Raw genomic sequence first — 22429 nt, 5'->3', positions numbered from 1 at the left:
CTAATCCGAGTCCAAGAACCGCGCAACGGAACGGCCCCGCGCCCACGGCGGGGCCGTTCCGGCCGCAGCGACGGGTGCAGGCCGGACCGACGCAGGTCGGATCAGTGCAGGCCGAAAGCCCACGCCGAAAAGCCCACACCAACCCGTGGCGAAAGCAGAGGAAAGCGACGGACACGTGACTGGTTTACCCCCGGCGCCGCATCAACTGGACCTCGTGCCGGACGCCCTGCTGGCCGGACGGGCCGCGGACGGCGACACCGCAGCTTTCGAGGCACTGGCCCGCCGGCACGGCCCCGTCATGCGTGCCTGCGCCCGCCGTCTGACCGGTTCCCTCGCCGACGCGGACGACGTCGTGCAGGAATCGCTGATGCAGGCCTGGAAGCAGCTCAACACCCTGCGGGACGGCGACGCCGTGCGCGGCTGGCTGCTGCGCATTACCGGCAGCCGCAGCATCGACCATCTGCGCAGGCGAAAAACCCATGCGGACCTCGGCGAACTGGACCACAAGGTGCCGTCTGGTGCGGGCACGGACCGCCGGGACCACCCCGAACACGCCGCCGTCAGCGGCTCCCGGATGGACGCCCTCAGGACTGCCCTGGCCGCCCTGCCGGAGGAACAGCGCCGCTGCTGGGTGCTGAAGGCGTTCAATGACCAAAGCTATGAGGAAATCGCGCAAACCCTGAACATCAGCACGGCCAGCGTCCGCGGCCGCCTTGCCCGGGCCCGCATCACGCTCGCCCGCGAAATGGAGGACTGGCGATGACCACCACCGGCGACATGCTCGGCTGCGGGCGCAGCCTGGCAGATCTGAGCGAATACCTCGACACCGGCAGGATCGGCGATCCCGGCCACCTTGCGGACTGTCCCGAATGCCAGTCAGGACTGGCATCCCTGCGCAGCCTTGCGGCCCTCGGCAATGAATTGCTCGACGCCGACACTGATGCTGCAGGCAGCGGCAGCGACGACTGGATGAAAACCATCCTGGGCAACCTGCGCCTGGAACTGCGGCCGGGGCGGAACATTCCCCTGCGGGCCGACACACCCGGCGACATCCTCACCGAGACGGAGGGTTCCATTGCGGCGCTGATCCGTTCCGTGGCGGATTCCCTTCCGGGCACGGCCGCCGGGAAATGCCGCCTGCACGGAGACGTCAACGAGCCCGGGGCGCCCATCACCGTGGGCGTCGACCTCGCCGTCGTGTACGGGCACCCGATGGAGGAGCGCGCCGCCACACTGCGCCGGAAGCTGGCCACAGTCCTGGCGCGGCAGACGGAGCTGAACATCACCGCAATCGATGTCACCATCACCGACGTCCTGGAAGCACGGAACCCGCAGGAGAAACCATGACCGAGCCTTTGCCTCCCCTGGACGGCGGCACCGGGCAAGACCCGGCCGGGCCGGCCGCCGAACTCCCCGCCGAACTCCCCGCCGGACTGGCCGCCGAACTGCAAGTGGTCATCCAGGCCGTCGACGGCGTAACGGCGGTCTATCCGGCGCGCCCGCTGTGGCAGACGATCGCGGGCGCGGCACGGTCGGCCGTGACGGGAGAGCCGGAACCGCCGGTTGACGTTTCCGCCACCGGCGACGCCGTGGCGGTCAGGACGCGCATCGGGGTGAGCGGGGCGCACCCGTCGCCGGACGTGGCCCGGGCCGTTGCCGCGGCGGTACGGCAGCATCTGGGCGACCACCGGGTGATAGTCCAGGTCGGCATCGCCCAGATAGGCCTCGAGGAGCCCCGGTCCGCCTTCAGCGCGCAAAAAATGTGACAAAAGACAGCGGACGACAACTGAAGCTAAGATGATCGACAGTTGTCGAACGGGCCCGTGCGCGGGTGGTTCGCGGAGAAGGCGGCGCAGGCGGCCGCACCGGACTGCCGTGCCGCCGTCGCATTTTCCCTAGAGCCCGCGATAGATGCGGGTTCCGGACCCGATTCCGCACCGTGCGGAATCACCATGCCACCGGCAGAACCACGGCACATCACCGGACGGACGGCCCACCTGCATGGACCACGGCGACAACAGGGGCCGCGAAATATCGGCCCTAATCTGGACCTACCCGCTAAAACTGTTACCTCCGTCACACCCTGACGGACCTGCGCGGCCCGCACTGCGGAACCCCCGCCCGCTGCGACCGCCCGTGACAAGGAAGAAGCCTCATGTCTGAACGCACCACCTCGGCCGCTCCGGCCATTGCAGAATCTGACACTGCCGCCTCCACCAACAGTGACTCCGGCGCCGGGAGCCGCGAACCGCACCTCGCCCGCGCCCTCGGCAACCGCCACATCCAATTGCTGGCCATCGGCGGTGCTATTGGCACCGGCCTGTTCATGGGCTCCGGCAAGACCATCTCGCTCGCCGGCCCGTCCGTCATCTTCGTCTACATGATTATCGGCTTCATGCTGTTCTTCGTGATGCGTGCGATGGGCGAGATCCTGCTCTCCAACCTGAACTACAAGTCCTTCAGCGACTTCGCCGGCGACCTGCTCGGCCCCTGGGCCGGCTTCTTCACCGGCTGGTCCTACTGGTTCTTCTGGGTAGTCACCGGCGTGGCGGACATCGTCGCCATCTCCGGCTACGTTGACAAACTGGCGCCCGGCACGCCCCTGTGGATCCCGGCGCTGCTCACTCCCGTCGTGCTGATCCTCCTGAACCTCCCCACCGTGAAGGCGTTCGGTGAGGCAGAATTCTGGTTTGCCATCATCAAGGTTGTGGCCATCGTGGCCCTGATCATCACCGGCGCGGTCATGATCGCCACCCACTTCACGTCCCCGAGCGGCGCGGAAGCGAACCTTGCCAACATGTGGAACGACGGCGGCATGTTCCCGCACGGCATGTTCGGCTTCATCCTGGGCTTCCAGATCGCCATCTTCGCCTTCGCCGGCATCGAACTGGTGGGCACCGCCGCCGCCGAAACCAAGGACCCGGAGAAGAACCTGCCGCGTGCCATCAACTCCATCCCGGTGCGCGTCCTGCTCTTCTACGTCGGCGCCCTGGTGGTCATCATGGCGGTCAACCCATGGCGCACCATCGATCCCGCAAGCAGCCCGTTCATCGGCATGTTCACCCTGGCCGGGCTGGGGATCGCCGCAGTGGTCATCAACCTTGTAGTCCTGACCTCCGCCGCCTCCAGCGCCAACTCCGGAATCTACTCAACCTCCCGGATGATCTACGGCCTGGCCCAGGACGGGAACGCGCCCAAGGCGTTCGGCAAGCTCAGCGTCCGCAAGGTGCCGCAGAACGCCCTGCTGTTCTCCTGCATCTTCCTGCTGGCCGGACTTGTCCTGCTCTACTCCGGCGATTCCGTGATCGGCGCATTCACGATCGTGACCTCCGTGGCCTCCGTGCTGACCATGTTCGTGTGGTCCATGATCCTGATCAGCTACATCGTCTTCCGCCGCCGCCGGCCGGCCCTGCACGAGGCTTCGGCCTTCAAGATGCCCGGCTCGGCCTTCATGCCGTACGTCGTGCTCGCGTTCTTCGTCTTCATGCTGGTGGCGCTGGCGCAGGCCGATGACACCCGCCTGGCCCTCGTGGTGGCACCGGTGTGGTTCCTGCTGCTGGGCGCGGCCTGGCACTTCAACCGGAAGACCCCGCTGCAGCAGGCCCGGATTGTCGAATGGAAGGCCGTCCGCTCTGAGGAGGAAGCCCGCGCGGCTGTTTGATCCTCAAGCGTGACGCGCAGGAGCCCCGGCCGGACTTTCCGGCCGGGGCTCCTGTGCAGTCCGGGGCTCCCATGCGTCAGGGGCCGCTAGGCGGGCTTCCTGAGGGCCGGGACGACGGCGACGCGCGGCGCGACGGCCACGGCGGCTACCCCGATCGCCGACGTCAGCGCAAAGACCCCGGCAAAGGGTGCCGACGGAGTCGCCGTCGCGAACGCGGCGAACACGATCCCCGTGCCGGCCAGGGCCAGGGCGCCGCCGAGCGAGTCCGAAATGGACATCGCCGAACTGTTGAAGCCCTCGGTCTCCCGGGTGGAAAGGGCCAGAGTCATGACGCTTAGCCGCGGATACATCAGGCCCATCCCGCCGCCGGCGAAGATCCATCCCGCGATCGCGACGGCGGCCGGCCAGGCCAACACCGTTGTCACTAGGGCCAGGACGATGGCGCCGAGGACCAGGGCCGAGCCGATCCGCACAGCCCTGCGGTGCTCCAGGCGGTTCCCCAGCCTGCCCTGGATGGCTGACGCCGCCGCCCAGGCGATGGCGCCGCCGGTGAGCGTGAGGCCCGCAAAGGTCGGGGCGAAGGCGTAGCGCTCGACCAGCAGGTACGGCAGGTAGACCTCCGCGCCGAAGAACGCCGCGGACGCGAGCCCCCGGGTGAGGATCACGCTGGGCAGGCCGCGCCGGGCGGTAAGGGTTCCCCGGGGCATCAGCGGACGCACGGCCAGGACCGCGACGGCGACGGCGGCCGCCGCCAGCACGCCCCCGGCGCCCGGCACCGTGGCGGACAGGTTCAGGCCCAGCACCGCGAGCGCTGCCAGCGCCGCCAGCGCCAACTTGGCGAGGCCGCCCGGACCGCGGCCAACGGCGGGCTCCGCGCTTGCCGGCGGCTCCCCGGCGTCGTCCCGGCTGCCATTCAGGCCCCGCAGGGCCGGGGCCGTCAGGAGCAGGGCCGGAACCACGAGTCCCACGACGCCCAGAAACACCCACTGCCAGCCGGCCAGTTCCGCCACGGCGCCCGCCGCGAACGGGCCCACGAGGGACGGGATGACCCAGGCCGCGGAGAAGGCGGCAAAAATTTTCGGGTGCAGCACCTGCGGGTAGACCCGGGCGATGACGACATACAGGGCCACCGTCAGCCCGCCTCCGCCGAGGCCCTGCACCAGCCGTCCGGATACCAGAACCGGCATGGTTCCGGCGGTACCGGCGATCAGCAGGCCGAGCACGAACATGCCCACGGCGGCCAGGAGGGGCGCCACGGGGCCTTTGCGGTCCGACCAGCTGCCGGCTGCCACCATGCCGATCACCCCGGTGGCGAGCGGCCCGGCGAAGGCCAAGGCATACAGGCCCGCGCCATCGAGTTCCCGGCTGACGAGCGGCATGATGGTGGTCACCGCCAGGGACTCGAAGGCCGCCAGGAACACCAGCGCGCACGCGCCGAGCGTCACCAGCAGGTAGCTGCGGTGGAAGATTCCGGCCGATTCGGGGACGGCTCTTTGGCGGGCGGGCGGGTCAGTTCGGGGCACGAGCGGGGCCTGATCGGTAATGAGGGACGCAACCCTGGAATCCCCAACTCAACGATGAGGCCAAGGCAGGTCCGGGCGGGCGGGGACCAGTGGCGCGGCTCCTGGCCTGGCCAACCGGAGGATGAAGCAGGTGAAGGGCGCCTAGGGGAAGCATGTCACAGCTTGGAAAGCCGGGCACGCCGCGGGCTGCTTGTCAGCAGTCGACGTGCAGTGGTCAGTCCGTGGAGGTCAGTCGGTCGCGGTCAGCCCATCGAGGTCAGCCCATCGCACCGAGCCCCTGGGCCGGAACCACGACGGCGCCGCTCGCCCGTGAGTCCGGGTTCAGCATCCAGCCCACGCGTTTCACGGTGCTCAGCATGACAACGCTTTCCACGAGGACGATCCCGGGGACTTTCTGCTGCAGCGCCAGTTCGATGCTCATGACGTCCGCCAGGGACTGCAGCCACATGGTGATCACGAAGTTCGTGGGCCCCGTGGTGGAAGCGCTGAGCCGGACGTTCCGCATGGTCCTCAATTCGGCAGCGGCTGCCTCGTGCCGCCCGGCCGGGACGTTGACGAACCATTGGCAAGTCACGGGGAAGGCCGAGAACTTCTGAGCCACCTCGCACCGGAATGACAGGATGCCGCTGGCGAGCACCCGGTTGAGCTGCCGCTGGACAGTGGCAGGGTGCCTGCCCAGCCCCCGGGCAATGTCCGCCGCCGTGGCCCGCCCGTCCCTGGCCAGGAACGGCAGGAGCGCCAGATGGCTCTCCGGCAACACGTCCCGGGCGGCAGCCGGGGCTACCCCGGTGGCCTCGGGGCCGGCCAGTGCCCGCACTGCGGCCTGCTGGGCCCGGCTCAACACATTGAGCCGCCAGGAGCCGCCGCTCGCGTGCAGCCGGGTGCACAGCGCGGTCTGATATTTGAGCAGGCCGTCGATCTCCTTGAGCCGCGAGACGACTTTCATGCTGAAGTCGTCCAGGGAGGGCGTGATGACGGTCAGCATGAGGTCCCGGTTGCTGGCGGCCTCCTCCACTGTGACGATTTCCGGCATCCCGGCGAGCCTGGCGGTGACTTCCTCGCGCCGGTTCATTTCGCAGTCCACAGCCACGAACGCCAGGCACATCTGATGGGGGTCGCCGATCAGGTGGGCGGTGATCCAGGAAACGCCGGAGGCCAGCAGCCGTTCCCACCGTGCGGCGAGGGTGGTGGCGTGGACGCCCAGCACCTGGGCCGCGTCCGCCCAGCTCAGGCGCGGCGCAATCTGCAGGACATTGATCAGGGCGAGGTCGTCCTCGCTGAGTTCCATCACTTTTCCCTTCGTTAATGCATGAAACCTGCAACAGCAGTCCTTTTTTGCTTTTTTTCAGGGCTTCGGCCGCATGTGAATCATGTCACTTCAGAATAGACGCAGTAAGTCCCCGCGGGGACTGAACAAAGCCAGTCAGCCAGGCCACATCACCAACCACGCGACAAACGAGGAGCAACACGTGCCGATCACCGAAGACGCCCGGGAGATGCAGGCGGACCTCGCCCGGTTCCGCCATGAACTGCACCGGGAGCCCGAGATCGGCCTGAGCCTGCCCCGCACCCAGGAGAAGGTGCTCCAAGCCCTGGACKGGCTGCCCTATGAGGTCACCCTGGGCAAGGACACCACCTCGGTCACAGCGGTTTTGCGCGGCCAGGCACCCGGGTCCGGCGCCGGCTCCCGCCCGGCCGTGCTGCTGCGCGCGGACATGGACGGCCTGCCGGTGCAGGAGAAAACAGGCGTGGACTTCACGTCCCGGATCGACGGCGCCATGCACGCCTGCGGTCACGACCTCCATACTTCGATGCTGGCAGGAGCCGCCACGCTCCTGGCCGAGCGCCGGCACAACCTGGCCGGCGACGTCGTCCTGATGTTCCAGCCCGGCGAGGAAGGCTTCGACGGTGCCAGCCACATGATCCGCGAGGGCGTGCTGGATGCCGCAGGCCGGCGGGTGGACGCCGCCTACGGCATGCACGTTTTTTCCGCCCTGGAGCCGCACGGGACGTTCTGCACCAAGCCCGGGGTCATGCTCAGCTCATCCGACGGCTTGATGGTCACCGTGCTCGGTGCCGGCGGCCACGGATCTGCCCCGCATTCTGCCAAGGATCCCGTGACGGCGGCCGCCGAAATGGTCACCGCCCTCCAGGTGATGATCACCCGCCAGTTCAACATGTTCGATCCCGTGGTCCTCTCCGTGGGCGTCCTCCAGGCCGGCACCAAGCGCAATATCATCCCGGAAACGGCACGCATCGAGGCCACCATCAGGACCTTCTCCGAGGAATCCCGGCAGAAGATGATGGAGGCCGTGCCGCGCCTGCTGAAGGGAATCGCGGCGGCGCACGGTCTGGAGGTGGACGTCGACTACCAGCAGGAGTATCCGCTCACCATCACGGACGAGGACGAGACGCACACCGCGGAGACCGTCATTGAGGGCCTATTCGGCGATTCCCGGCTCTCCCGCTGGGCCACGCCGCTCAGCGGCTCCGAGGATTTCTCGAGGGTTCTCGCCGAGGTCCCGGGCACGTTCATCGGGCTGAGCGCCGTCCCCCGGGGCTCCGACCACGCCACGTCCGCGTTCAACCACTCCCCGTACGCCACGTTCGACGACGGCGTGCTGGCCGACGGCGCCGCACTCTACGCGGAGCTCGCCATTTCGAGGCTGGCCGCGCTGGCGGCGGCCGACGCTCCCGCATCCGCCACCGCCGCCACCACCCGTTCCTAGCCCACCCCCTGAGGGAGAAGACCATGACTGCAACCGCAAGCACCCAGCTGGCGCCCCGGACATCCACCCGCAAGACAATCATCGGCACCGGCATCGGAAACGCCGTCGAATGGTATGACTGGGCCATCTACGCCACCTTCACGCCGTTCATCGCCAGCCAGCTTTTCAGCAAGTCGGATCCGGCGTCCGCGGTGCTGTCCACCCTGGCCATTTTCGCCGTCGGCTTCGTTGCCCGTCCTTTCGGCGGCTTCCTGTTCGGGTGGATCGGTGACCGGATCGGCCGCAAGGCCTCCATGACCCTTGCCGTGGGGCTCGCATCGGTGGGCAGCCTGATGATCGGCATCGCACCGACCTTCGCGGCGGTGGGTGTATGGGCATCGCTCACGCTCCTGGTGGCGCGCCTGGTCCAGGGCCTGGCGCATGGCGGTGAGCTGCCGTCGTCGCAGACCTACCTGTCCGAAATGGCGCCGAAGGAACACCGCGGCTTCTGGGCCACCCTGATCTACACCTCCGGCACCGTGGGAATCCTGTTCGGGACCCTGTTGGGCGCCGTCCTGAACATGGCGCTGAGCACCGAGGTCATGAACGCGTGGGGCTGGCGCATCCCGTTCCTGATCGGCGCGGCCATGGGACTCTACGCGCTGATCATGCGGTCCCGGCTGCACGAAACGGACGTCTTTGAGGGCGAAGCCACTGCCGAAAAGCGCGCCCCGATCTGGCCCCAGATCGTGCGCCACCGCAAGCAGGCCCTGCAGGTGATCGGCCTGACCGTGGGCCTGACGGTGATCTACTACATCTGGGGTGTCGTCGCCCCCAGCTACGCCACCACCGCCCTGAAGATCGACCGCGGGGAGGCCCTGTGGGCCGGGGTGATCGGCAACATCGTGTTCATCGCGGCGCTGCCGTTCTGGGGCAAACTCTCCGACCGGATCGGACGCAAGAAGGTGCTGTGGGCCGGCGCGATCGGCGCAGGGGTCATGCACTTTCCGATGACCTGGCTGCTGAAGGACGCCGCGTGGCAGCTGGCCGTCAGCATGTCCGTGATGCTGATCTTCATCGCGGCCAGCGCGGCGATCGTCCCGGCCGTCTACGCCGAGCTGTTCCCCACGAGCATCCGCACGGTGGGCGTCGGCGTCCCCTACTCCATCTGCGTAGCGGTGTTCGGCGGAACCGCGCCCTACCTGCAGCAGTGGCTCGGCACCACCGTGCAAATGCCGCAGCTGTTCAACGTGTACGCCGTGATTCTCCTGGCCATCTCCGCGGTCGTCGTCTTCACCATCCCGGAAACGAAGGGCAAGGACCTGACCCTCTGATCCCGTCCCGACCGGCCCTGCGGTCCCGGTTGAGCTATCAGTTGTTGCTGTCTAGAGGGCTCAGGACAGCAACAACTGATAGCTCAACGTAGTTAAGACGTCAGTCCCCGACGTAGCGGTTCCGGCCGGCCCGGTACCCGAACACGGCGGCGAGCGAGCCCACCACCAGGAACAGCACCCCCGCCGCGGCGAAGGACCCGGTGGACTGGTGCAGCTGGCCGACCAGGAGCGTGCCGCTGGAGCCCAGTCCGTAGCCCACGCCCTGCATCATCCCGGAGAGGTGGGCCGCGGTGTGCCCGTCGCGGGTGCGGACCATGATCAGGGTCAGTGCGGCGGCTGTCAGGCTCCCCTGGCCCAGGCCGAGCAGCCCGGTCCACAGCCAGAGGAAATCGGCGGGCCCAAAGATGCTCAGCGCGAAGCCTCCGCCGGTCATGAGGGCCACCACGATGTTGATGGCGCGCTGGTCCCGGAACCGTGTGGCCAGGGCCGGGGCGAAAAGCGAGCCCAGCATCTGCAGCACTATCGAGGCCGAGACGATCAGGCCGGCCGTGCCGCCGTCCACGCCGCGTTCGCGCAGGATCGGGGCCAGCCAGGCGAAGACGCTGAAGGACATCATGGCCTGCAGCACCATGAAGGCCGTCACCTGCCACGCCACGGCGGAACGCCAGACATTGACGCCGCCGCCCGCCGGGGCCGGGCTGCCGGGACGGGCCCGGAGGGCTGCCGGCAGGAACAGCAGAAGCACCACGCCGGCCGGCAGCGCCCAGAACCAGAGCGCCGCGCTCCACTGCCCGGTCGCGCGGAAGACCGGGAACGTGAAGCCCGCACCGAGGGCGGCCGAGGCGCAGATTGCCGTGGTGTAGAGGCCGCCCATGAGGCCCAGGCGGTGGGGGAAGTCGCGCTTGACGACACCGGGCAGCAGCACGTTGCACAATGAAATCGCGGCGCCGCAGGCGGCGGTTCCTGCGAGCAGGGCCGGAAGATGGCCGGCCGCCGGCAGCTCCACGGGCCGCAGCAGCAGCCCGGCGGTAAGCACCGCCATGGCACCGAGCAGCACCCGCTCGGCCCCGAACCGGCGGGCCAGCCCCGGGGCGAGCGGGGCGAACACGCCCAGCAGCGTCACGGGCACCGTGGTGAGCACCATGACCGCCCAGGCCGGAAGCCCGGCGTCGGCCGTCACTTCGGGCAGTACCGCAGCAAAACTCGAAAAGACGGTGCGGAGGTTCAGCCCGATGAGGACCAGGCAGACGCCCAGGTACGCGAGCGTGCGCTGGCCGGGGGCGCGCGGCGCTCCGGCGGGGTCGTCCCGGACAGCGAGGCTTGCCAGGTGTTCCTGCTGGTCAGTTTTTCCTGCTGGGCTCATCCGCCCTATTCTTGCAGTCGCTTCGTGCTGCCGCCCGCCCCCGCGGTCTCCCCGCCGGACCGCCGCGGTCTCCCGCCTCCGGATGGTTGCGGGGCGGGCCGGCCCCGCAAACTCAACTATTCTGGAAGGGATGAGCGAATCCCCAGAATCCCCCGGCACGCCGGCAACCCCGGCGTCCGGCGCCTCGGAAGAGACACAACTGCCGCGCCCCGTGACCCCCGGCAGCCAGGCCTCGTTCGGCACCTACGGGGGCCGTCCGGTGAGCTTCGTGCGCCGCGGCACGCGGTTGCAGGGCCGCCGCCAGGCAGCCTGGGAGGAGCACTCCGACCGCTGGGCCGTTGAGGTCCCCCGCCACGTCGCCAACACCTCCGTGCACCCGGACTACGTCTTCGACGCGGAAGCCGAATTCGGCCGGACGGCGCCGCTGATTGTGGAGATCGGCTCCGGGCTGGGCGACGCCGTGTGCCACGCGGCGGAGGAAAACCCAGACAAGGACTTCCTGGCCGTGGAGGTCTACACACCGGGCCTGGCCAACACGCTGATCAAGATCAACAGCCGCAAACTGAGCAACGTCCGCGTGGTGGAGGCAAACGCCCCCGAGGTGCTCGCGACCATGCTGCCGGCAGGCTCCGTCACCGAACTGTGGGTGTTCTTCCCGGACCCGTGGCACAAGTCCCGGCACCACAAACGCCGCCTCATTCAGCCGGCCTTCGCCGATCTTGCCGCCCGGGCCCTGAAGCCCGGCGGCATCTTCCGAATCGCGACCGACTGGTCCAACTACGCCGTCCACGTCCGCGAAGTCATGGCCGGGTCCGCGGATTTCGAGAACCTGCATGAGGGCGAGCGCGCCGGCGCGGAGAGCCCCCTGACCCAGGTGTGGGAATCCGGCGTCGAGTCCCTCGTGGGCGGAGCGCCCGTCAAGGAGGGCCGGGCACCGGTCAGCACCGAACACACCGGGCCCAACGAAGGGGTGGACGGGACCGGCGGCTGGGCGCCGCGCTTTGAGGGCCGGATCCTGACCAGCTTCGAGAACAAGGCGCACGAAGCCGGGCGCCTGATCTTCGACCTCAGCTACCGCAGAATCTAGGCGCCCCCGGCACGCGGGGATCTGTTCCTGAACGGCTTCGCGTGACACCATTGCGGAACGAACCGCGCTGGGTAGCACTAAGGACACGATCATCAAAGAAGAAATGAAGGACGCCGCCGACGTCGCCGAGGACGTCACGAATTCGAAGCCCCTCGAAGTGGTGGCACGGGCCGGCTTCGCCGTGTCCGGGCTGCTGCACTTCCTCATCGGGCTGGTCGCGATCCGGCTCGCCATGGGCGGCCAAGGCCAGGCCGACGTCAGCGGCGCGGTGCAACAGCTCGCCGGGCAGCCGGCCGGGCCGTTGCTGCTCTGGACCTCGTTTGCCGCCTGCGTAGCGCTGGCCATCTGGCAGACATCCGACGCGATCTTCGACTTCGAGCACCTGCCGACCAAGAAAAAGGTCGCCAAGAAGCTCAAGGCAGCCGTCCAAGCCGTGGTGTACGCCGCGTTCGCCCTGACGCTCGCGTCGGTCGCCACCGGGGCCGGCTCCGACAACCGCGAGTCAACCAGGGATTTGACCATCAACCTCATGAAGGCACCGGGCGGCGTTGCGCTCCTGGTGGTCATCGGCGCCGCGATAGCAGTCACGGGGATCGTCTACGCGATCCGCGGCTTCAAGAAGTCATTCATCAAGTACCTGCGGATGCCGTCCCAGTCGCAGGCGCGCACCGCGGTGACGGTCACCGGCATGGTGGGCTACGTCGCCAAAGGCTTCGCCCTGCTGCTGGTGGGCCTGCTCATCATCATCGCCACCGTGAAGGCACACCCCGAAGAGTCAACCGGACTCGACGGCAGCCTGAAGGCCCTGCGCGAGCAGCCCTTCGGCGTGTATCTGCTGGCCGCCGTCGGTGTCGGCCTGATCTGCTACGGCATCTACATGGCCATGCGGGCCAAACTCGCGAAGATGTAGGCCCCGCGGACGCTACCCCTGCGGGACGGCGATGACTGCCACGGTCTGCTGCTGCTCGTCGCGCATCTCCACACTGGCGATCCTGGCCAGCTGAACCGGCGTCGCCCCGGTGATCCGGACCCTGCCGGTGGGTGTTGCCGTCCACGCGCAGGCGCGGTCCTCGCCGCCGTCGCGGTCCTTGACCCACAGCGAGAGGGTCCCGGCGACGGGCAGGCTCCGGCCGTCCACCGCCAGTTCGGTGCCCCAGGTTTTCTTCACGAGGCCCACCGAGACCTGCAGCCCGCTGCTGGCCGCCACGGAATAGCTCGCGTCCGGTTTCGGGGGCTGGCTGAGCAAGGGTCCGACCATGATTCCCGCCCCCAGGCACGCGGCTGCCGCGGCGGCCACCGCCGCCGTCCAGCGCCGCCGCACCTTCCGGCGGCGGGCGGCGAGCTCATCCAGGAGCCGGCGCGGGACGGGGACCGGCTCCGGCGGAACAAGCGCCCTCTCCCGGGCGGCCGCGGCCGCCACGGTGAGTGCGACCGCGTCGGGCACCGGGATGGCGTCGAGCAGGGCGGGGAGGCTCGCGAGGTCGTCCAGCTCCTGCCGGCATTCTGCACACACGGCCAGGTGCCGTTCGTAGGTTTCGGCCTCGTCCCGCTCCAGCCCGCCGAGCAGGTACGCGCCGAGGAGCTGATGCAGGTCGCTGTCGTTCACCGCTGCACCCCCATCTCGTCGAGGATGGTCCGAAGGGCCCTTACGGCGTAGAACGCCCGGGACTTCACCGTGCCGCTGGGGATCTTCAATTGGGCGGATGCCTCCTGGACTGTGTAGCGGCGGTAATGGAGCGCTACGAGGACTTCGCGGTGCTCCGCGCTGAGCCGCAGCAGCGCCTCCTCCATCAGGACCTTGTTGAGCAGTTCATCGATCCGTCCGGCGCCGTCGGGGGTGTCCGGGACATCACGTTCGCCGGCTTCCTGGGGCCGCCGCTGGGCCTTGCGGTAGTTGTCGATCATGATGTTGCGCGCCGTCCTGAACAGGTAGCTGCGCAGGCTTCCGGTGATCTGCGGTGCCTGCTGCCAGACCCGCAGCACGGTTTCCTGGACGACGTCGTCGGCGAGTTGGGGATCGCGGGAGGCGCTGAGGACGAAACGCTTCAAGGCCGTCCCGTGGTCGCGGTAGATGGCAGCCACGACGTCTTCGTCCAGCGGCATTTCCCACCTCCTGCGGGTTTTTGTCCTCCGAGCTGACTTCCTGCGCCTCTCCGCCTGTAAGACGTATGGGCGGCCCCAATAGTTCAGTGTGCCGCAGGAGCGCCCTTACATAAACGGCGGAGGCACAAAACTGCGGAGGCACAAACGGCGGAGGCACAAAGGGCACTGGCGTGAACCATTCCGCGCTCCACGGCGTCCTATCAGGTAGCGCCGGCCTCCGAGTTGGGCCGGCTCGAGTCTAGGAGCAGCAATGAAGAAGCACCTCAGCATTGGCTTGTCCGCGTTTGCCCTGGCCGCGCTACTGTCCGGCTGCGGTGGGGGTGCGACCACGACGACGCCGACATCGGCAGCGCCGGCCACCTCCGCCGCCTCTTCTATGCCTGCAGAGTCGTCCGCCGCCGCGTCCAGTTCGGCGCCGGCATCCGCTGCCGAGCTCACGGTGGCCCAGTCCAAGTACGGACAGATCGTGGTGGGCGGCCAGGGGCTGAGCGTCTATTACTTCACCAAGAACACGAAGGACTCCGGGACCAGCGCCTGCACCGCCGGGTGCCTGACGTCGTGGCCCGCGGTCACCTCGACGACGGCGACCCCTACCGTTGAGGGCGTCACCGGCAAGATCGGAACCATTCCGACGGCTGACGGAAAGATGCAGATCACCATCAACGGGATGCCGATCTACTACTTCGCCAAGGACCAGGCCGCGGGGGACACCAACGGCCAGGGCGTCGGCGGAGTCTGGTACCTTGTGGCACCCTCCGGAGAGATGATCACGGCGCCGCCGGTTCCGTAGGCTCCTCCAGGGCCGGAGGGCCGCCCGTTCGAGCTGGCCGGCGGCCCGCCCGTTCGGGCTGGCCCAGCGGCCCGCCCCTTCCGGCTGGCCAGGCCAGGCCTGCCGGGTCCGGCGTACGGCCGGCGCCTGCTCTTTGGGGGGAGGCGCCGGCCGTACCGGGGAGGGCGGCTAAAGCGCCGGCCTCTTAGGCGCCGGCCTCTGCGAAGTCCGCCTCTTCAAATTCGACGGCGGCGAGGATCTCCTGGGTGCGCGGGTTCAGCATGAAGGCCTCCTCGTCGTCTTCCAGCATGAGGAATTCGCCCTGTTCGGTGGTGAAGTGCCACGCCAGGGTGGTTTCCCCGTTGTGCTCATGGTTGGGATCACCCATGGTGATCCGTTCCAGGGTGTGGCCCGCGATGTCGCACAGCTCCCGGATGATCTGTTCGAACTCCGGCGCGTCCAGGAGGGCTTCCTCCGCGGCGGCCGCCTGGCGCTCCGCGAGGTCTGGAACCCGGGCCACCCGACCGGCAATGTGGGCGTCGAGGTCGTCCTCGGCAAGGACCAGCAGGTCCTCCTGGCCGCGCAGCCAGGCGGCGTTCAGGGCCGCGATGTCCTCGGTTTCCAGGAGCGACTCGAACTCCCCGTCCAGTTCTTCGATGCGCCGGACGGCGTCGGAAACCCCGTCCCCCGGAGCGTCTTCGGCTGTGTCGTCTTCGGTTGCGTCGTCACCGTCGGCGGCCCAGCCACTGCCGCCGTCGAGGTAGGTGTCGACGTCGGTGTCGGTGAGGGCGCCGAAGGCGGCCACGGTGCGGTTGAAGAGGTCCAGGTGCGCGTTGGCACCCATGGCCGCCAGGCCTTCGCGGACGTAGGGATCGACGTCCTCGCGTTCGGGGACGGTGAAGACGTACTGCGCGAAGCCGCCGGCCAGCGCCTGCGTCAGGTAGAAGTCCACGTAGTAGCTGCGGAGGGCGGTCGGGGAGATCTCGTCCGCTTCCAGCAATTCCTCGAACATGGCGTTGACCACGTTGACGTTCGCGTCGACAACGTCCTCGTTTCCGCCTTTGAGGCTCTCCGTGGTCAGCACTGTCGGGTAGCTGGGGGCGGACTGGATGGTGGGCTCGCCGTTGGTCATTCGGAATCCTTACTGCTGGCACTGCTGATACTCCGGACCTCTCCACGGTAGGTCGGTCTTCACGGCGGGCAGCCGAGCCCCAGTTGAACGTCAGGCGAAGTTTGGGCGGCGGTTCCGCGGGTACCGGCGAAGTTCCGGGTCCCGCGAAGCCTCGGTAAGATGGATCAGATGACCACCTGCCGAAAGTAGCGCGCACATGCCATCCCATCCGGACGAGAGTGCGGCACTGGCAATACAGACTCCCGCGATTAACGACCGCTCCCTCGCGGCCGGGCTGGCCTACGCCATGGGGAGCCGTGTTTCCGGCATGTCCTTCGACGCCGCCACGGGCCTGCTGCTGGGGAAGGTGCGCGGCGGATCCGAAGTGCCGTACTCCACGACGGCGAAGCTTGTCCGGAAGCCCAGTGGCTGGAGCTGCACGGTGGGCGTCTGCAGCTGCCCCGTCCGCAAGGACTGCAAGCACGTCGCGGCCCTGCTGTTCGCCGCCGAAGACAACCCGGCGACCCGCATGCAACTGTTGGCCCCTGCCGAGGCCACGCGGCTGTCCCGCCAGAGCGCGCCGCCGGAAATGGCCGACTGGGAGCAGGCGCTCAGCCCCCTGATCGCCCGCCCGGGAATCGCGCCGTCCGCCAACGGCACCCCGCTGGCGCTCCAGTTCGACGTCGAGGAACCCGCCCCGCACTTTTCGTACACGGGCCGCCGAGATCCACTCCGGAGTGTCCGGCAGCTCAAGGCACGCCCTGTGATCATGGGGGCCAAGGGCAAGTGGATCCGCGGCGATGTCTCCTGGAGCACGCTGAGCTACCTGAACTACCGGCGCGAATGCAACGAGGCCCACGTGGAGTGGATGCAGGAATTCCTCGCCTCCCACACAGCCGTGGCGAACCGCCAGCACTCGGGCACCGGGCTGTGGCTGGGACTGAACACCTACGCCGGCAAGAACCTGTGGAGCCTGTTGTCCCAGGCCCAGAAGATCGGCGTCGCCTTGGTGCACAGCCGCGGCGCCGAGCCGGTGCGGTTCGTCGAGCAGCCTGCCGCCGTCGGACTGAACCTGGCGCGGTTCGGCACCGGCGGGGAGGACGGCGGGCTCGCGCTCGCGCCGACCATCACGGTCGAAGGCGAAGTGGTGGACCCGGCGACGGTCGGGACCATCGGCCGCCCGGCACACGGGATCTTCCTGGCCACGGACGGCGACGCCCTGCCCGGCGTCGCCCCCACCGACCCCGTCATCACCCTGGCCCCGCTGGAAAGCGGGCTCAGCGAGGAACTGCTGACCTTCGTCACCGGCGGAACCACCCTGCACATCCCCGCACGGGACGAAAGCCGCTTCCTGACCGGTTTTTACCCCAAGCTCAAGCAGACCGCCCGGGTGACGGCCTCCGACGAATCCGTGGAACTGCCCTCGCTGGCCGTGCCCACCCTGTCCCTGCTGGCCAACTACGGCGCGGACCACCGGGTCAGGCTGCACTGGGAATGGCACTACACGTCCGGGAACCTCGTCACGGCCCAGCCGCTGTGGCGGCACCCCGGCGACCACGGCTACCGGGACGACCCCGCCGAGGCCCGGATCCTCGAGGGCGTGGGACAGCCCTGGGACGTGGTGCCCGCGCTGGGCGAATCCGCGACCGGCGGCTGGGGAACGCCGCGCCTTGCCGCCACGGCAGAACTGGCAGGGCTGGACACCCTGGCGTTCACCGAGGACGTACTGCCCCGGCTCCGGGACCTCCCCGAGGTCGCCGTGGATACCTCCGGCGAGATTGCAGACTACCGCGAGGCCGAAGAAGCCCCGGTGGTGGCGATCTCCACGAAGGCGACGGACAGCCGTGACTGGTTCGACCTGGGCATCGTGATCACCTTGGAGGGCCAGCCGGTCTCCTTCGCCGCCCTGTTCTCCGCCCTCGCCGCCGGCCAGACCCGGATGCTGCTGCCCAGCGGGGCGTACTTCTCCCTGGACCTGCCCGAACTGCACCAGCTCCGAGCCCTGATCGACGAGGCCCGTTCCCTCCAGGACAACCCCGGAGACAAGGACGCTCCCCTACAGATCAGCCGCTTCCAGGCCGGGCTGTGGGATGAGCTCGCGCACCTCGGCATCGTGGACGAACAGGCCGCCGCCTGGCGCGAATCCGTGGGCGGCCTGCTGGAAGGCGGCATCAAGGGCCTCCCCCTGCCTGCGACGCTGAACGCCGAGCTGCGCCCGTACCAGCTCGAGGGCTTCAACTGGCTGAGCTTCCTGTACCGCCACGGGCTCGGCGGCGTGCTGGCCGACGACATGGGCCTGGGCAAGACGGTGCAGGCCCTTGCGCTGATCTGCGCCGCGAAAGACGCCGCCGCCGTCGTTTCCGCCGATTCAACCGCAGACTTAACACCGGACTCAACTTCCGATTCAACCGCGGACTCGACTTCTCACTCAACACCGGAGGAGCCCGCTGCCCGGACCGCGCCGTTCCTCGTCGTTGCCCCCACCAGCGTGGTGGGCAACTGGGAGGCGGAGACCGCACGGTTCGCCCCGGGGCTGAGCGTGCGCGCCATCGGCGAAACCTTTGCCAAGAGCGGCTCGGAGCCGTCCGAGGCGATGGCCGGCGCGGACATCGTCATCACCTCCTACGCCCTGTTCCGGATCGACTACGAGGCCTACGCCGCCCAGGCCTGGGCCGGCCTGGTCCTGGACGAGGCGCAGTTCGTCAAGAACCACCAGTCCAAGGCCTACCAGTGCGCCCGGAAACTGCCGGCCGGCTTCAAGCTCGCCATCACGGGCACCCCGCTGGAGAACAACCTGATGGAGTTCTGGGCGCTGACCTCGATCGTGGCCCCCGGGCTCTTTTCCAGCCCCAAACGGTTCGCCGAGTACTACCAAAAGCCCGTGGAAAAGAACGGCGACAAGGGGCAACTGGACAAGCTCCGGCGGCGGGTCCGCCCGCTCATGATGCGGCGCACCAAGGAACAGGTCATCCGGGATCTGCCGCCCAAGCAGGAGCAGATCTTGGAAGTGGTGCTGAATCCGCGGCACCAGAAGGTGTACCAGACGCACCTGCAACGGGAGCGCCAAAAGATCCTGGGCCTGATTGAGGACGTCAACAAGAACCGGTTCACGATCTTCCAGTCGCTGACCCTGCTCCGGCAGCTGAGCCTGGACCCCTCGCTGATCGATCCTTCCCTGTCCGGGGTGCGCTCCAGCAAGCTCGACGTCCTGTTCGAGCAGCTCGCGGACCTCGTGGCCGAAGGCCACCGGGCCCTGATCTTCAGCCAGTTCACCGGCTTCCTGGGCAAGGTCCGGGAGCGGCTCGTCGAAGAAAACATCGAGTTCTGCTACCTCGACGGCGGCACGCGCAACCGCACCGACGTCGTGAACGAGTTCAAGAACGGCGCCGCCCCGGTGTTCCTGATCAGCCTCAAGGCCGGCGGCTTCGGCCTGAACCTGACTGAGGCCGACTATGTGTTCCTGCTGGACCCGTGGTGGAACCCCGCGTCCGAGGCCCAGGCCGTGGACCGCACACACAGGATCGGCCAGGCCCGGAACGTCATGGTCTACCGGCTCGTGGCCAAGGACACGATCGAGGAAAAGGTCATGGCGCTCAAGGCGAAGAAATCCCAGCTCTTCGCCGACGTCATGGAAGGCGACGCGCTCACCGGCGGCGCGTTGACGGCCGAGGACCTGGCGGGGCTGTTCAACGACTGACCCACTGGGGCCGAAGGTGGCCGCGTCCGCCGCGGTTCAGACAGCAGCACAGGCATCGGTTCAGGCTGCAGTGCAGCGGCGCTTCAACTGCTGGGCTGTGCCCGGAGCCGGGCCAGGAGCGTCGCGGCGAGCAGCGCCGTCGTCATTTCCAGCGCGATGACTGCCAGCAGCGCCCCGGAGCCTGCGGGCGCTAGCGCGGCGCCCGCGGCCAGGCTGTACGGGCTGTACGGACTAAACGAGGTGCGGATGTCGGTTTGTGCGGTCATCATGACGGCCTTCGTTCGGGGACCCTGGCGGGTCGGAACTTTATTTTCTATAGTTGTAGAGAATACGGAAATGTAAGCTGTGCCACAAGAGTCCGACGCAAGAAGATTTGGGGAGCTGCCCGGTGCCAAAGATTGTCGACCACGACCAGCGGCGGCTTGAACTTGTCGACGCGACATGGCGGACCATCGCCCGGCTCGGCATCGAAAGCGCGACCATGCGGGAAATTGCCCTGGAGGCCGGCTTTGCGAACGGGGCCCTCAAGCCGTACTTCCCCACGAAGGATGACCTGCTGACTTTTGCCTTCGGGCACGTCTTCAACCGCACCAACGAACGCATTGCCGAGGTCACCGCCGGCCAGTCCGGGCTCGCGGCCCTAAAGTCGTTCTGCGTCGAGGTGCTGCCCCTGGATGAGGAGCGGATCAACGAGGCCCGGATTGTCATTCCCTTCTGGCAGAAGGCCATCAACGATCCCAACAAGGCCAGGATCCACCGGGAATCGATGCAGCAGTGGCTTGCGGCGATATGCCAGCACCTTGCCGAGGCGCGGCAATCCGGCGCCGTCACCACAGCCGTCGCCGATTCCGTACTGGCCGGGCAGCTGCTCAACTTCCTCCTCGGCGCGCAGATCGCGGCGGCCCTGGCTCCCGAAGGCCAGATGGAGCTCGGCCTGAAAGGGCAGCTGGAGGGATTCCTGGCCCTGCTGGAAAGCTAGGCCGGCCGACCGACGGAAGCCGGCCCCTTCCCTGCGCGCGGGTGCCGCGCAGATGAGTCTCGCGTGAGCGTACCGTCCGGCGGCACCCGTTCGACCGCCCTCTCGGCCGGCTCTTGACCGCGACCCTCTCGACGGCGCACCTGCAGACGGGTACTGTTCCCCCATCTTGTTCCGGACACTTCTTGGGGGCAATCATGCTTAGAAGAATCAGCAGGATGACAGGTGCCGTGGCGGGTCTGGTGCTTTCGCTCGGCATGATCGCACCGCCGGTGACGGCAGTGGCCTCGGCGGGTTACGACCTCGACACGGCCTCCAGCCTTCAGGTGGTAGTCAACAAGCACCGGCAGCTGAACCCGACCGGGTACGTGCCGGGGTCGCTGGTCGCAGTCCAGGGGGAACGTTTGCGCGCGCAGGCCGCGGACGCCTACAAGCAGTTTGCCAGAGCCGCCAAGTCGGCCGGCGTGAATATCCTGCCAATCAGTGGCTACCGCTCGTTCAGCCAGCAGGCCAGCCTTTACGACAGCTACGTCCGCCAGTACGGACAGGCGACGGCGGACACGCTTGCCGCCAGGCCCGGCTACAGTGAACATCAAACCGGCCTGGCCATGGACATCGGCAATGCCAGCGGAACCTGCGCCCTGCAGGCCTGCTTCGCAAATACCCCCGCGGGGAAGTGGGCGGCCACGCACGGCTGGGAGTACGGGTTCATCATCCGATATCCAACCGGCGCCGAGGGCACTACCGGCTACACCTACGAGCCATGGCATATGCGTTATGTCGGACGGGCCGTCGCCCAGGACATGAAAGACACCGGCATTGCCGCCCTGGAGGATTACTTCGGACTGGAAAAGGCACCCGATTATCTTTGATGACCGGAGATCTTTTTTCGCCGAACGTCGAAAAAAGATGACAGCTGCGCGCCGCGCCGCTACCCTGAAAGGACTGTGTCCCACGACACAGTTCCCGGAAACGGTGCAGCCCCTTCACCTACGACGGCGTCAGGATCTTCGATGACCGCAGTTGCAGTCCGCCCAACCCACAGTGCCGCCAGCGACGCCATTGCCGCCGGACAGGACGTCCACACCAGCACAGCGGCCTCCTTCGAGCACTGGAGGCACCTCGTCGCGGAGTCCTTCGTTCCGCTGGCTGCCTCGTGCGCCGATGCGGACCATTTCCGTGGCCGCATGCGGGCCCGCAAGCTGGACCGGGTGGCGATCGTGGAAGTCTCGTCGACAAGCCATGAAGTGCACCGCACGCCGGCGCTGATCGCCCAGTCCAACCAGCGCTATTTCAAGCTCAATCTCCAGCTCCAGGGCACCGGTCTCCTCATCCAGGACAACCGCGAGGCCGTCCTGCGCCCGGGCGACCTCTCCATCTACGACACCAGCCGCCCGTACACGCTTGCCTTCGAGGAGGACGCCCGGCTCATGGTGGTGATGTTCCCCTGGGACGCCCTGTCCCTGCCGCCGGACTGCATCGCCCAGCTCTCGGCCGTGCGGATGGCCGCCGACGGCGGCCTCGCCGCGATCGTCGGGCCTTTCATCGCGCATCTTGCCGAGAACCTGGACGCGCTGGGCGGCCCGAGCGGGTCCCGTCTGGCCACGAATGCCCTCGATCTCGTCTCCACGATGCTGCATTCGGAGCTGGACATGTCCGCGGACCGGATGCGGCCGCAGGCGCTCCTGGCGGCCTCTGTCCGCGAGTACATCGACGCCCACCTGGCCGATCCGCTGCTCTCGCCAGCCTCCATCGCGGCGGCCCATTTCATCTCCACCCGGCACCTGCACAACGTCTTCCACGAGTCCGGGACCACCGTGGCGAGCTGGATCCGGACCCAGCGGCTGGAAGGGGCCCGACGCGAGCTGCGGGATCCGCTCCTGGCCGGGATGCCGGTGGGGGCCGTGGCCGGGCGCTGGGGCTTCCTGGATGCCGCCCACTTCAGCCGGTCCTTCCGCGATGCCTTCGGCGAATCCCCCAGCGACTGGCGCCGCGGCGCCTGAGCAGGACCTTCGTTGCCGGCCGTCGCCGGCGGCCAAATGCACCGGCCGTCGACGGCGGCCGAATGCACCCGCCGTCGCCAGGGCCAGCGGGACG

The 22429-nt window shown here is 68.1% G+C and carries 20 protein-coding genes; 13 read left to right on the top strand and 7 right to left on the bottom strand.

All coding sequences use genetic code 11. The features are described from left to right. Positions 1 to 175 precede the first annotated feature (175 nt). The 4 genes from AB4089_RS12345 to cycA all read left to right on the top strand — a co-directional run bounded on the left by AB4089_RS12345 (position 176) and on the right by cycA (position 3661). Complete coding sequence (locus tag AB4089_RS12345; protein ID WP_441409576.1) at positions 176 to 763, top strand: RNA polymerase sigma factor; 588 nt, start codon at positions 176 to 178, stop codon at positions 761 to 763. Beyond that, the gene (locus tag AB4089_RS12340) at positions 760 to 1347 is read left to right on the top strand and encodes an Asp23/Gls24 family envelope stress response protein (protein ID WP_441409575.1); all 588 of its coding nucleotides are present in this window, start codon (positions 760 to 762) and stop codon (positions 1345 to 1347) included. The genes AB4089_RS12345 and AB4089_RS12340 overlap by 4 nt, the downstream gene beginning before the upstream one ends. Continuing rightward, positions 1344 to 1766 (top strand): hypothetical protein, encoded by a 423-nt coding sequence (locus AB4089_RS12335; protein WP_441409574.1) that lies wholly within the window; start codon positions 1344 to 1346, stop codon positions 1764 to 1766. Before AB4089_RS12340 ends, AB4089_RS12335 begins: the two co-directional genes overlap by 4 nt. 389 nt (positions 1767 to 2155) lie before the next feature. Continuing rightward, positions 2156 to 3661 (top strand): D-serine/D-alanine/glycine transporter, encoded by a 1506-nt coding sequence (gene cycA, locus AB4089_RS12330; RefSeq protein WP_441409573.1) that lies wholly within the window; start codon positions 2156 to 2158, stop codon positions 3659 to 3661. 86 nt (positions 3662 to 3747) lie between these two features. On the opposite strand, the gene AB4089_RS12325 is transcribed toward cycA, so the two are convergent. Further along, entirely contained in the window at positions 3748 to 5184 is a 1437-nt protein-coding gene (locus AB4089_RS12325; RefSeq protein WP_441409572.1) for an MFS transporter, read from the bottom strand. A gap of 256 nt (positions 5185 to 5440) precedes the next feature. Then, positions 5441 to 6472, bottom strand: a complete 1032-nt coding sequence (locus AB4089_RS12320; RefSeq protein ID WP_441409571.1) for an Lrp/AsnC family transcriptional regulator — start codon at positions 6470 to 6472, stop codon at positions 5441 to 5443. Between the two features lie 181 nt (positions 6473 to 6653). Here AB4089_RS12320 and AB4089_RS12315 point away from each other — a divergent pair, with 181 nt between their 5' ends. After that, positions 6654 to 7913: a M20 metallopeptidase family protein gene (locus tag AB4089_RS12315; RefSeq protein ID WP_441409570.1), complete on the top strand. Its 1260-nt coding sequence runs from the start codon at positions 6654 to 6656 to the stop codon at positions 7911 to 7913. A gap of 23 nt (positions 7914 to 7936) precedes the next feature. Continuing rightward, complete coding sequence (locus AB4089_RS12310) at positions 7937 to 9226, top strand: MFS transporter (RefSeq protein WP_441409569.1); 1290 nt, start codon at positions 7937 to 7939, stop codon at positions 9224 to 9226. A 100-nt stretch (positions 9227 to 9326) separates the two neighbouring features. On the opposite strand, the gene AB4089_RS12305 is transcribed toward AB4089_RS12310, so the two are convergent. Beyond that, positions 9327 to 10589 (bottom strand): MFS transporter, encoded by a 1263-nt coding sequence (locus AB4089_RS12305; protein WP_441409568.1) that lies wholly within the window; start codon positions 10587 to 10589, stop codon positions 9327 to 9329. A gap of 130 nt (positions 10590 to 10719) precedes the next feature. Between AB4089_RS12305 and trmB the strand changes: the two genes are divergently transcribed. Beyond that, positions 10720 to 11676, top strand: a complete 957-nt coding sequence (gene trmB, locus AB4089_RS12300; protein WP_441409567.1) for a tRNA (guanosine(46)-N7)-methyltransferase TrmB — start codon at positions 10720 to 10722, stop codon at positions 11674 to 11676. A gap of 103 nt (positions 11677 to 11779) precedes the next feature. Further along, a complete protein-coding gene (locus AB4089_RS12295; protein ID WP_441409566.1) occupies positions 11780 to 12586 on the top strand; it encodes a DUF1206 domain-containing protein in 807 nt (268 codons plus the stop codon). Positions 12587 to 12598: 12 nt separating this feature from the next. Here AB4089_RS12295 and AB4089_RS12290 read toward each other — a convergent pair whose 3' ends face one another. Both AB4089_RS12290 and AB4089_RS12285 read right to left on the bottom strand, forming a co-directional pair. After that, positions 12599 to 13282 carry a zf-HC2 domain-containing protein gene (locus tag AB4089_RS12290; protein ID WP_441409565.1) on the bottom strand — a complete coding sequence of 228 codons (684 nt, stop codon included), beginning with the start codon at positions 13280 to 13282 and terminating at the stop codon, positions 12599 to 12601. Beyond that, positions 13279 to 13779: a sigma-70 family RNA polymerase sigma factor gene (locus AB4089_RS12285; RefSeq protein WP_441409564.1), complete on the bottom strand. Its 501-nt coding sequence runs from the start codon at positions 13777 to 13779 to the stop codon at positions 13279 to 13281. Before AB4089_RS12285 ends, AB4089_RS12290 begins: the two co-directional genes overlap by 4 nt. A 250-nt stretch (positions 13780 to 14029) precedes the next feature. Here AB4089_RS12285 and AB4089_RS12280 point away from each other — a divergent pair, with 250 nt between their 5' ends. Continuing rightward, positions 14030 to 14569, top strand: a complete 540-nt coding sequence (locus AB4089_RS12280) for a COG4315 family predicted lipoprotein (RefSeq protein ID WP_441409563.1) — start codon at positions 14030 to 14032, stop codon at positions 14567 to 14569. 184 nt (positions 14570 to 14753) lie between these two features. On the opposite strand, the gene AB4089_RS12275 is transcribed toward AB4089_RS12280, so the two are convergent. Beyond that, a complete protein-coding gene (locus AB4089_RS12275; protein WP_441409562.1) occupies positions 14754 to 15680 on the bottom strand; it encodes a DMP19 family protein in 927 nt (308 codons plus the stop codon). 196 nt (positions 15681 to 15876) lie between these two features. Here AB4089_RS12275 and AB4089_RS12270 point away from each other — a divergent pair, with 196 nt between their 5' ends. Then, entirely contained in the window at positions 15877 to 19356 is a 3480-nt protein-coding gene (locus AB4089_RS12270; RefSeq protein WP_441409561.1) for a DEAD/DEAH box helicase, read from the top strand. An 83-nt stretch (positions 19357 to 19439) separates the two neighbouring features. On the opposite strand, the gene AB4089_RS12265 is transcribed toward AB4089_RS12270, so the two are convergent. Continuing rightward, entirely contained in the window at positions 19440 to 19622 is a 183-nt protein-coding gene (locus AB4089_RS12265) for a hypothetical protein (protein WP_441409560.1), read from the bottom strand. A 122-nt stretch (positions 19623 to 19744) separates the two neighbouring features. Between AB4089_RS12265 and AB4089_RS12260 the strand changes: the two genes are divergently transcribed. From AB4089_RS12260 to AB4089_RS12250, 3 genes are all read left to right on the top strand, one after another. Further along, positions 19745 to 20335, top strand: coding sequence for a TetR/AcrR family transcriptional regulator (locus AB4089_RS12260; protein WP_441409559.1), 591 nt, complete (start codon positions 19745 to 19747; stop codon positions 20333 to 20335). Positions 20336 to 20550: 215 nt separating this feature from the next. Then, positions 20551 to 21204, top strand: coding sequence for a M15 family metallopeptidase (locus AB4089_RS12255; RefSeq protein WP_441409558.1), 654 nt, complete (start codon positions 20551 to 20553; stop codon positions 21202 to 21204). Positions 21205 to 21345: 141 nt separating this feature from the next. Then, positions 21346 to 22335, top strand: a complete 990-nt coding sequence (locus AB4089_RS12250; RefSeq protein ID WP_441409557.1) for a helix-turn-helix domain-containing protein — start codon at positions 21346 to 21348, stop codon at positions 22333 to 22335. Positions 22336 to 22429 lie beyond the last annotated feature (94 nt).

The sequence above is a fragment of the Arthrobacter sp. 2MCAF15 genome, from assembly GCF_052115605.1.
Lineage (GTDB): Bacteria > Actinomycetota > Actinomycetes > Actinomycetales > Micrococcaceae > Arthrobacter.
This window is presented reverse-complemented; position numbering and strand designations above follow the sequence as displayed.

Bases quoted from the DNA above. Each gene is read 5' to 3' on its own strand.
- AB4089_RS12340 (WP_441409575.1), top strand. From the start codon at position 760: ATGACCACCACCGGCGACATGCTCGGCTGCGGGCGCAGCCTGGCAGAT.
- AB4089_RS12295 (WP_441409566.1), top strand. From the start codon at position 11,780: ATGAAGGACGCCGCCGACGTCGCCGAGGACGTCACGAATTCGAAGCCC.
- AB4089_RS12275 (WP_441409562.1), bottom strand. From the start codon at position 15,680: ATGACCAACGGCGAGCCCACCATCCAGTCCGCCCCCAGCTACCCGACA.
- AB4089_RS12265 (WP_441409560.1), bottom strand. From the start codon at position 19,622: ATGACCGCACAAACCGACATCCGCACCTCGTTTAGTCCGTACAGCCCG.
- trmB (WP_441409567.1), top strand. From the start codon at position 10,720: ATGAGCGAATCCCCAGAATCCCCCGGCACGCCGGCAACCCCGGCGTCC.
- AB4089_RS12305 (WP_441409568.1), bottom strand. From the start codon at position 10,589: ATGAGCCCAGCAGGAAAAACTGACCAGCAGGAACACCTGGCAAGCCTC.
- AB4089_RS12320 (WP_441409571.1), bottom strand. From the start codon at position 6,472: ATGGAACTCAGCGAGGACGACCTCGCCCTGATCAATGTCCTGCAGATT.
- AB4089_RS12335 (WP_441409574.1), top strand. From the start codon at position 1,344: ATGACCGAGCCTTTGCCTCCCCTGGACGGCGGCACCGGGCAAGACCCG.
- AB4089_RS12255 (WP_441409558.1), top strand. From the start codon at position 20,551: ATGACAGGTGCCGTGGCGGGTCTGGTGCTTTCGCTCGGCATGATCGCA.
- cycA (WP_441409573.1), top strand. From the start codon at position 2,156: ATGTCTGAACGCACCACCTCGGCCGCTCCGGCCATTGCAGAATCTGAC.
- AB4089_RS12310 (WP_441409569.1), top strand. From the start codon at position 7,937: ATGACTGCAACCGCAAGCACCCAGCTGGCGCCCCGGACATCCACCCGC.
- AB4089_RS12285 (WP_441409564.1), bottom strand. From the start codon at position 13,779: ATGCCGCTGGACGAAGACGTCGTGGCTGCCATCTACCGCGACCACGGG.
- AB4089_RS12270 (WP_441409561.1), top strand. From the start codon at position 15,877: ATGCCATCCCATCCGGACGAGAGTGCGGCACTGGCAATACAGACTCCC.
- AB4089_RS12250 (WP_441409557.1), top strand. From the start codon at position 21,346: ATGACCGCAGTTGCAGTCCGCCCAACCCACAGTGCCGCCAGCGACGCC.
- AB4089_RS12280 (WP_441409563.1), top strand. From the start codon at position 14,030: ATGAAGAAGCACCTCAGCATTGGCTTGTCCGCGTTTGCCCTGGCCGCG.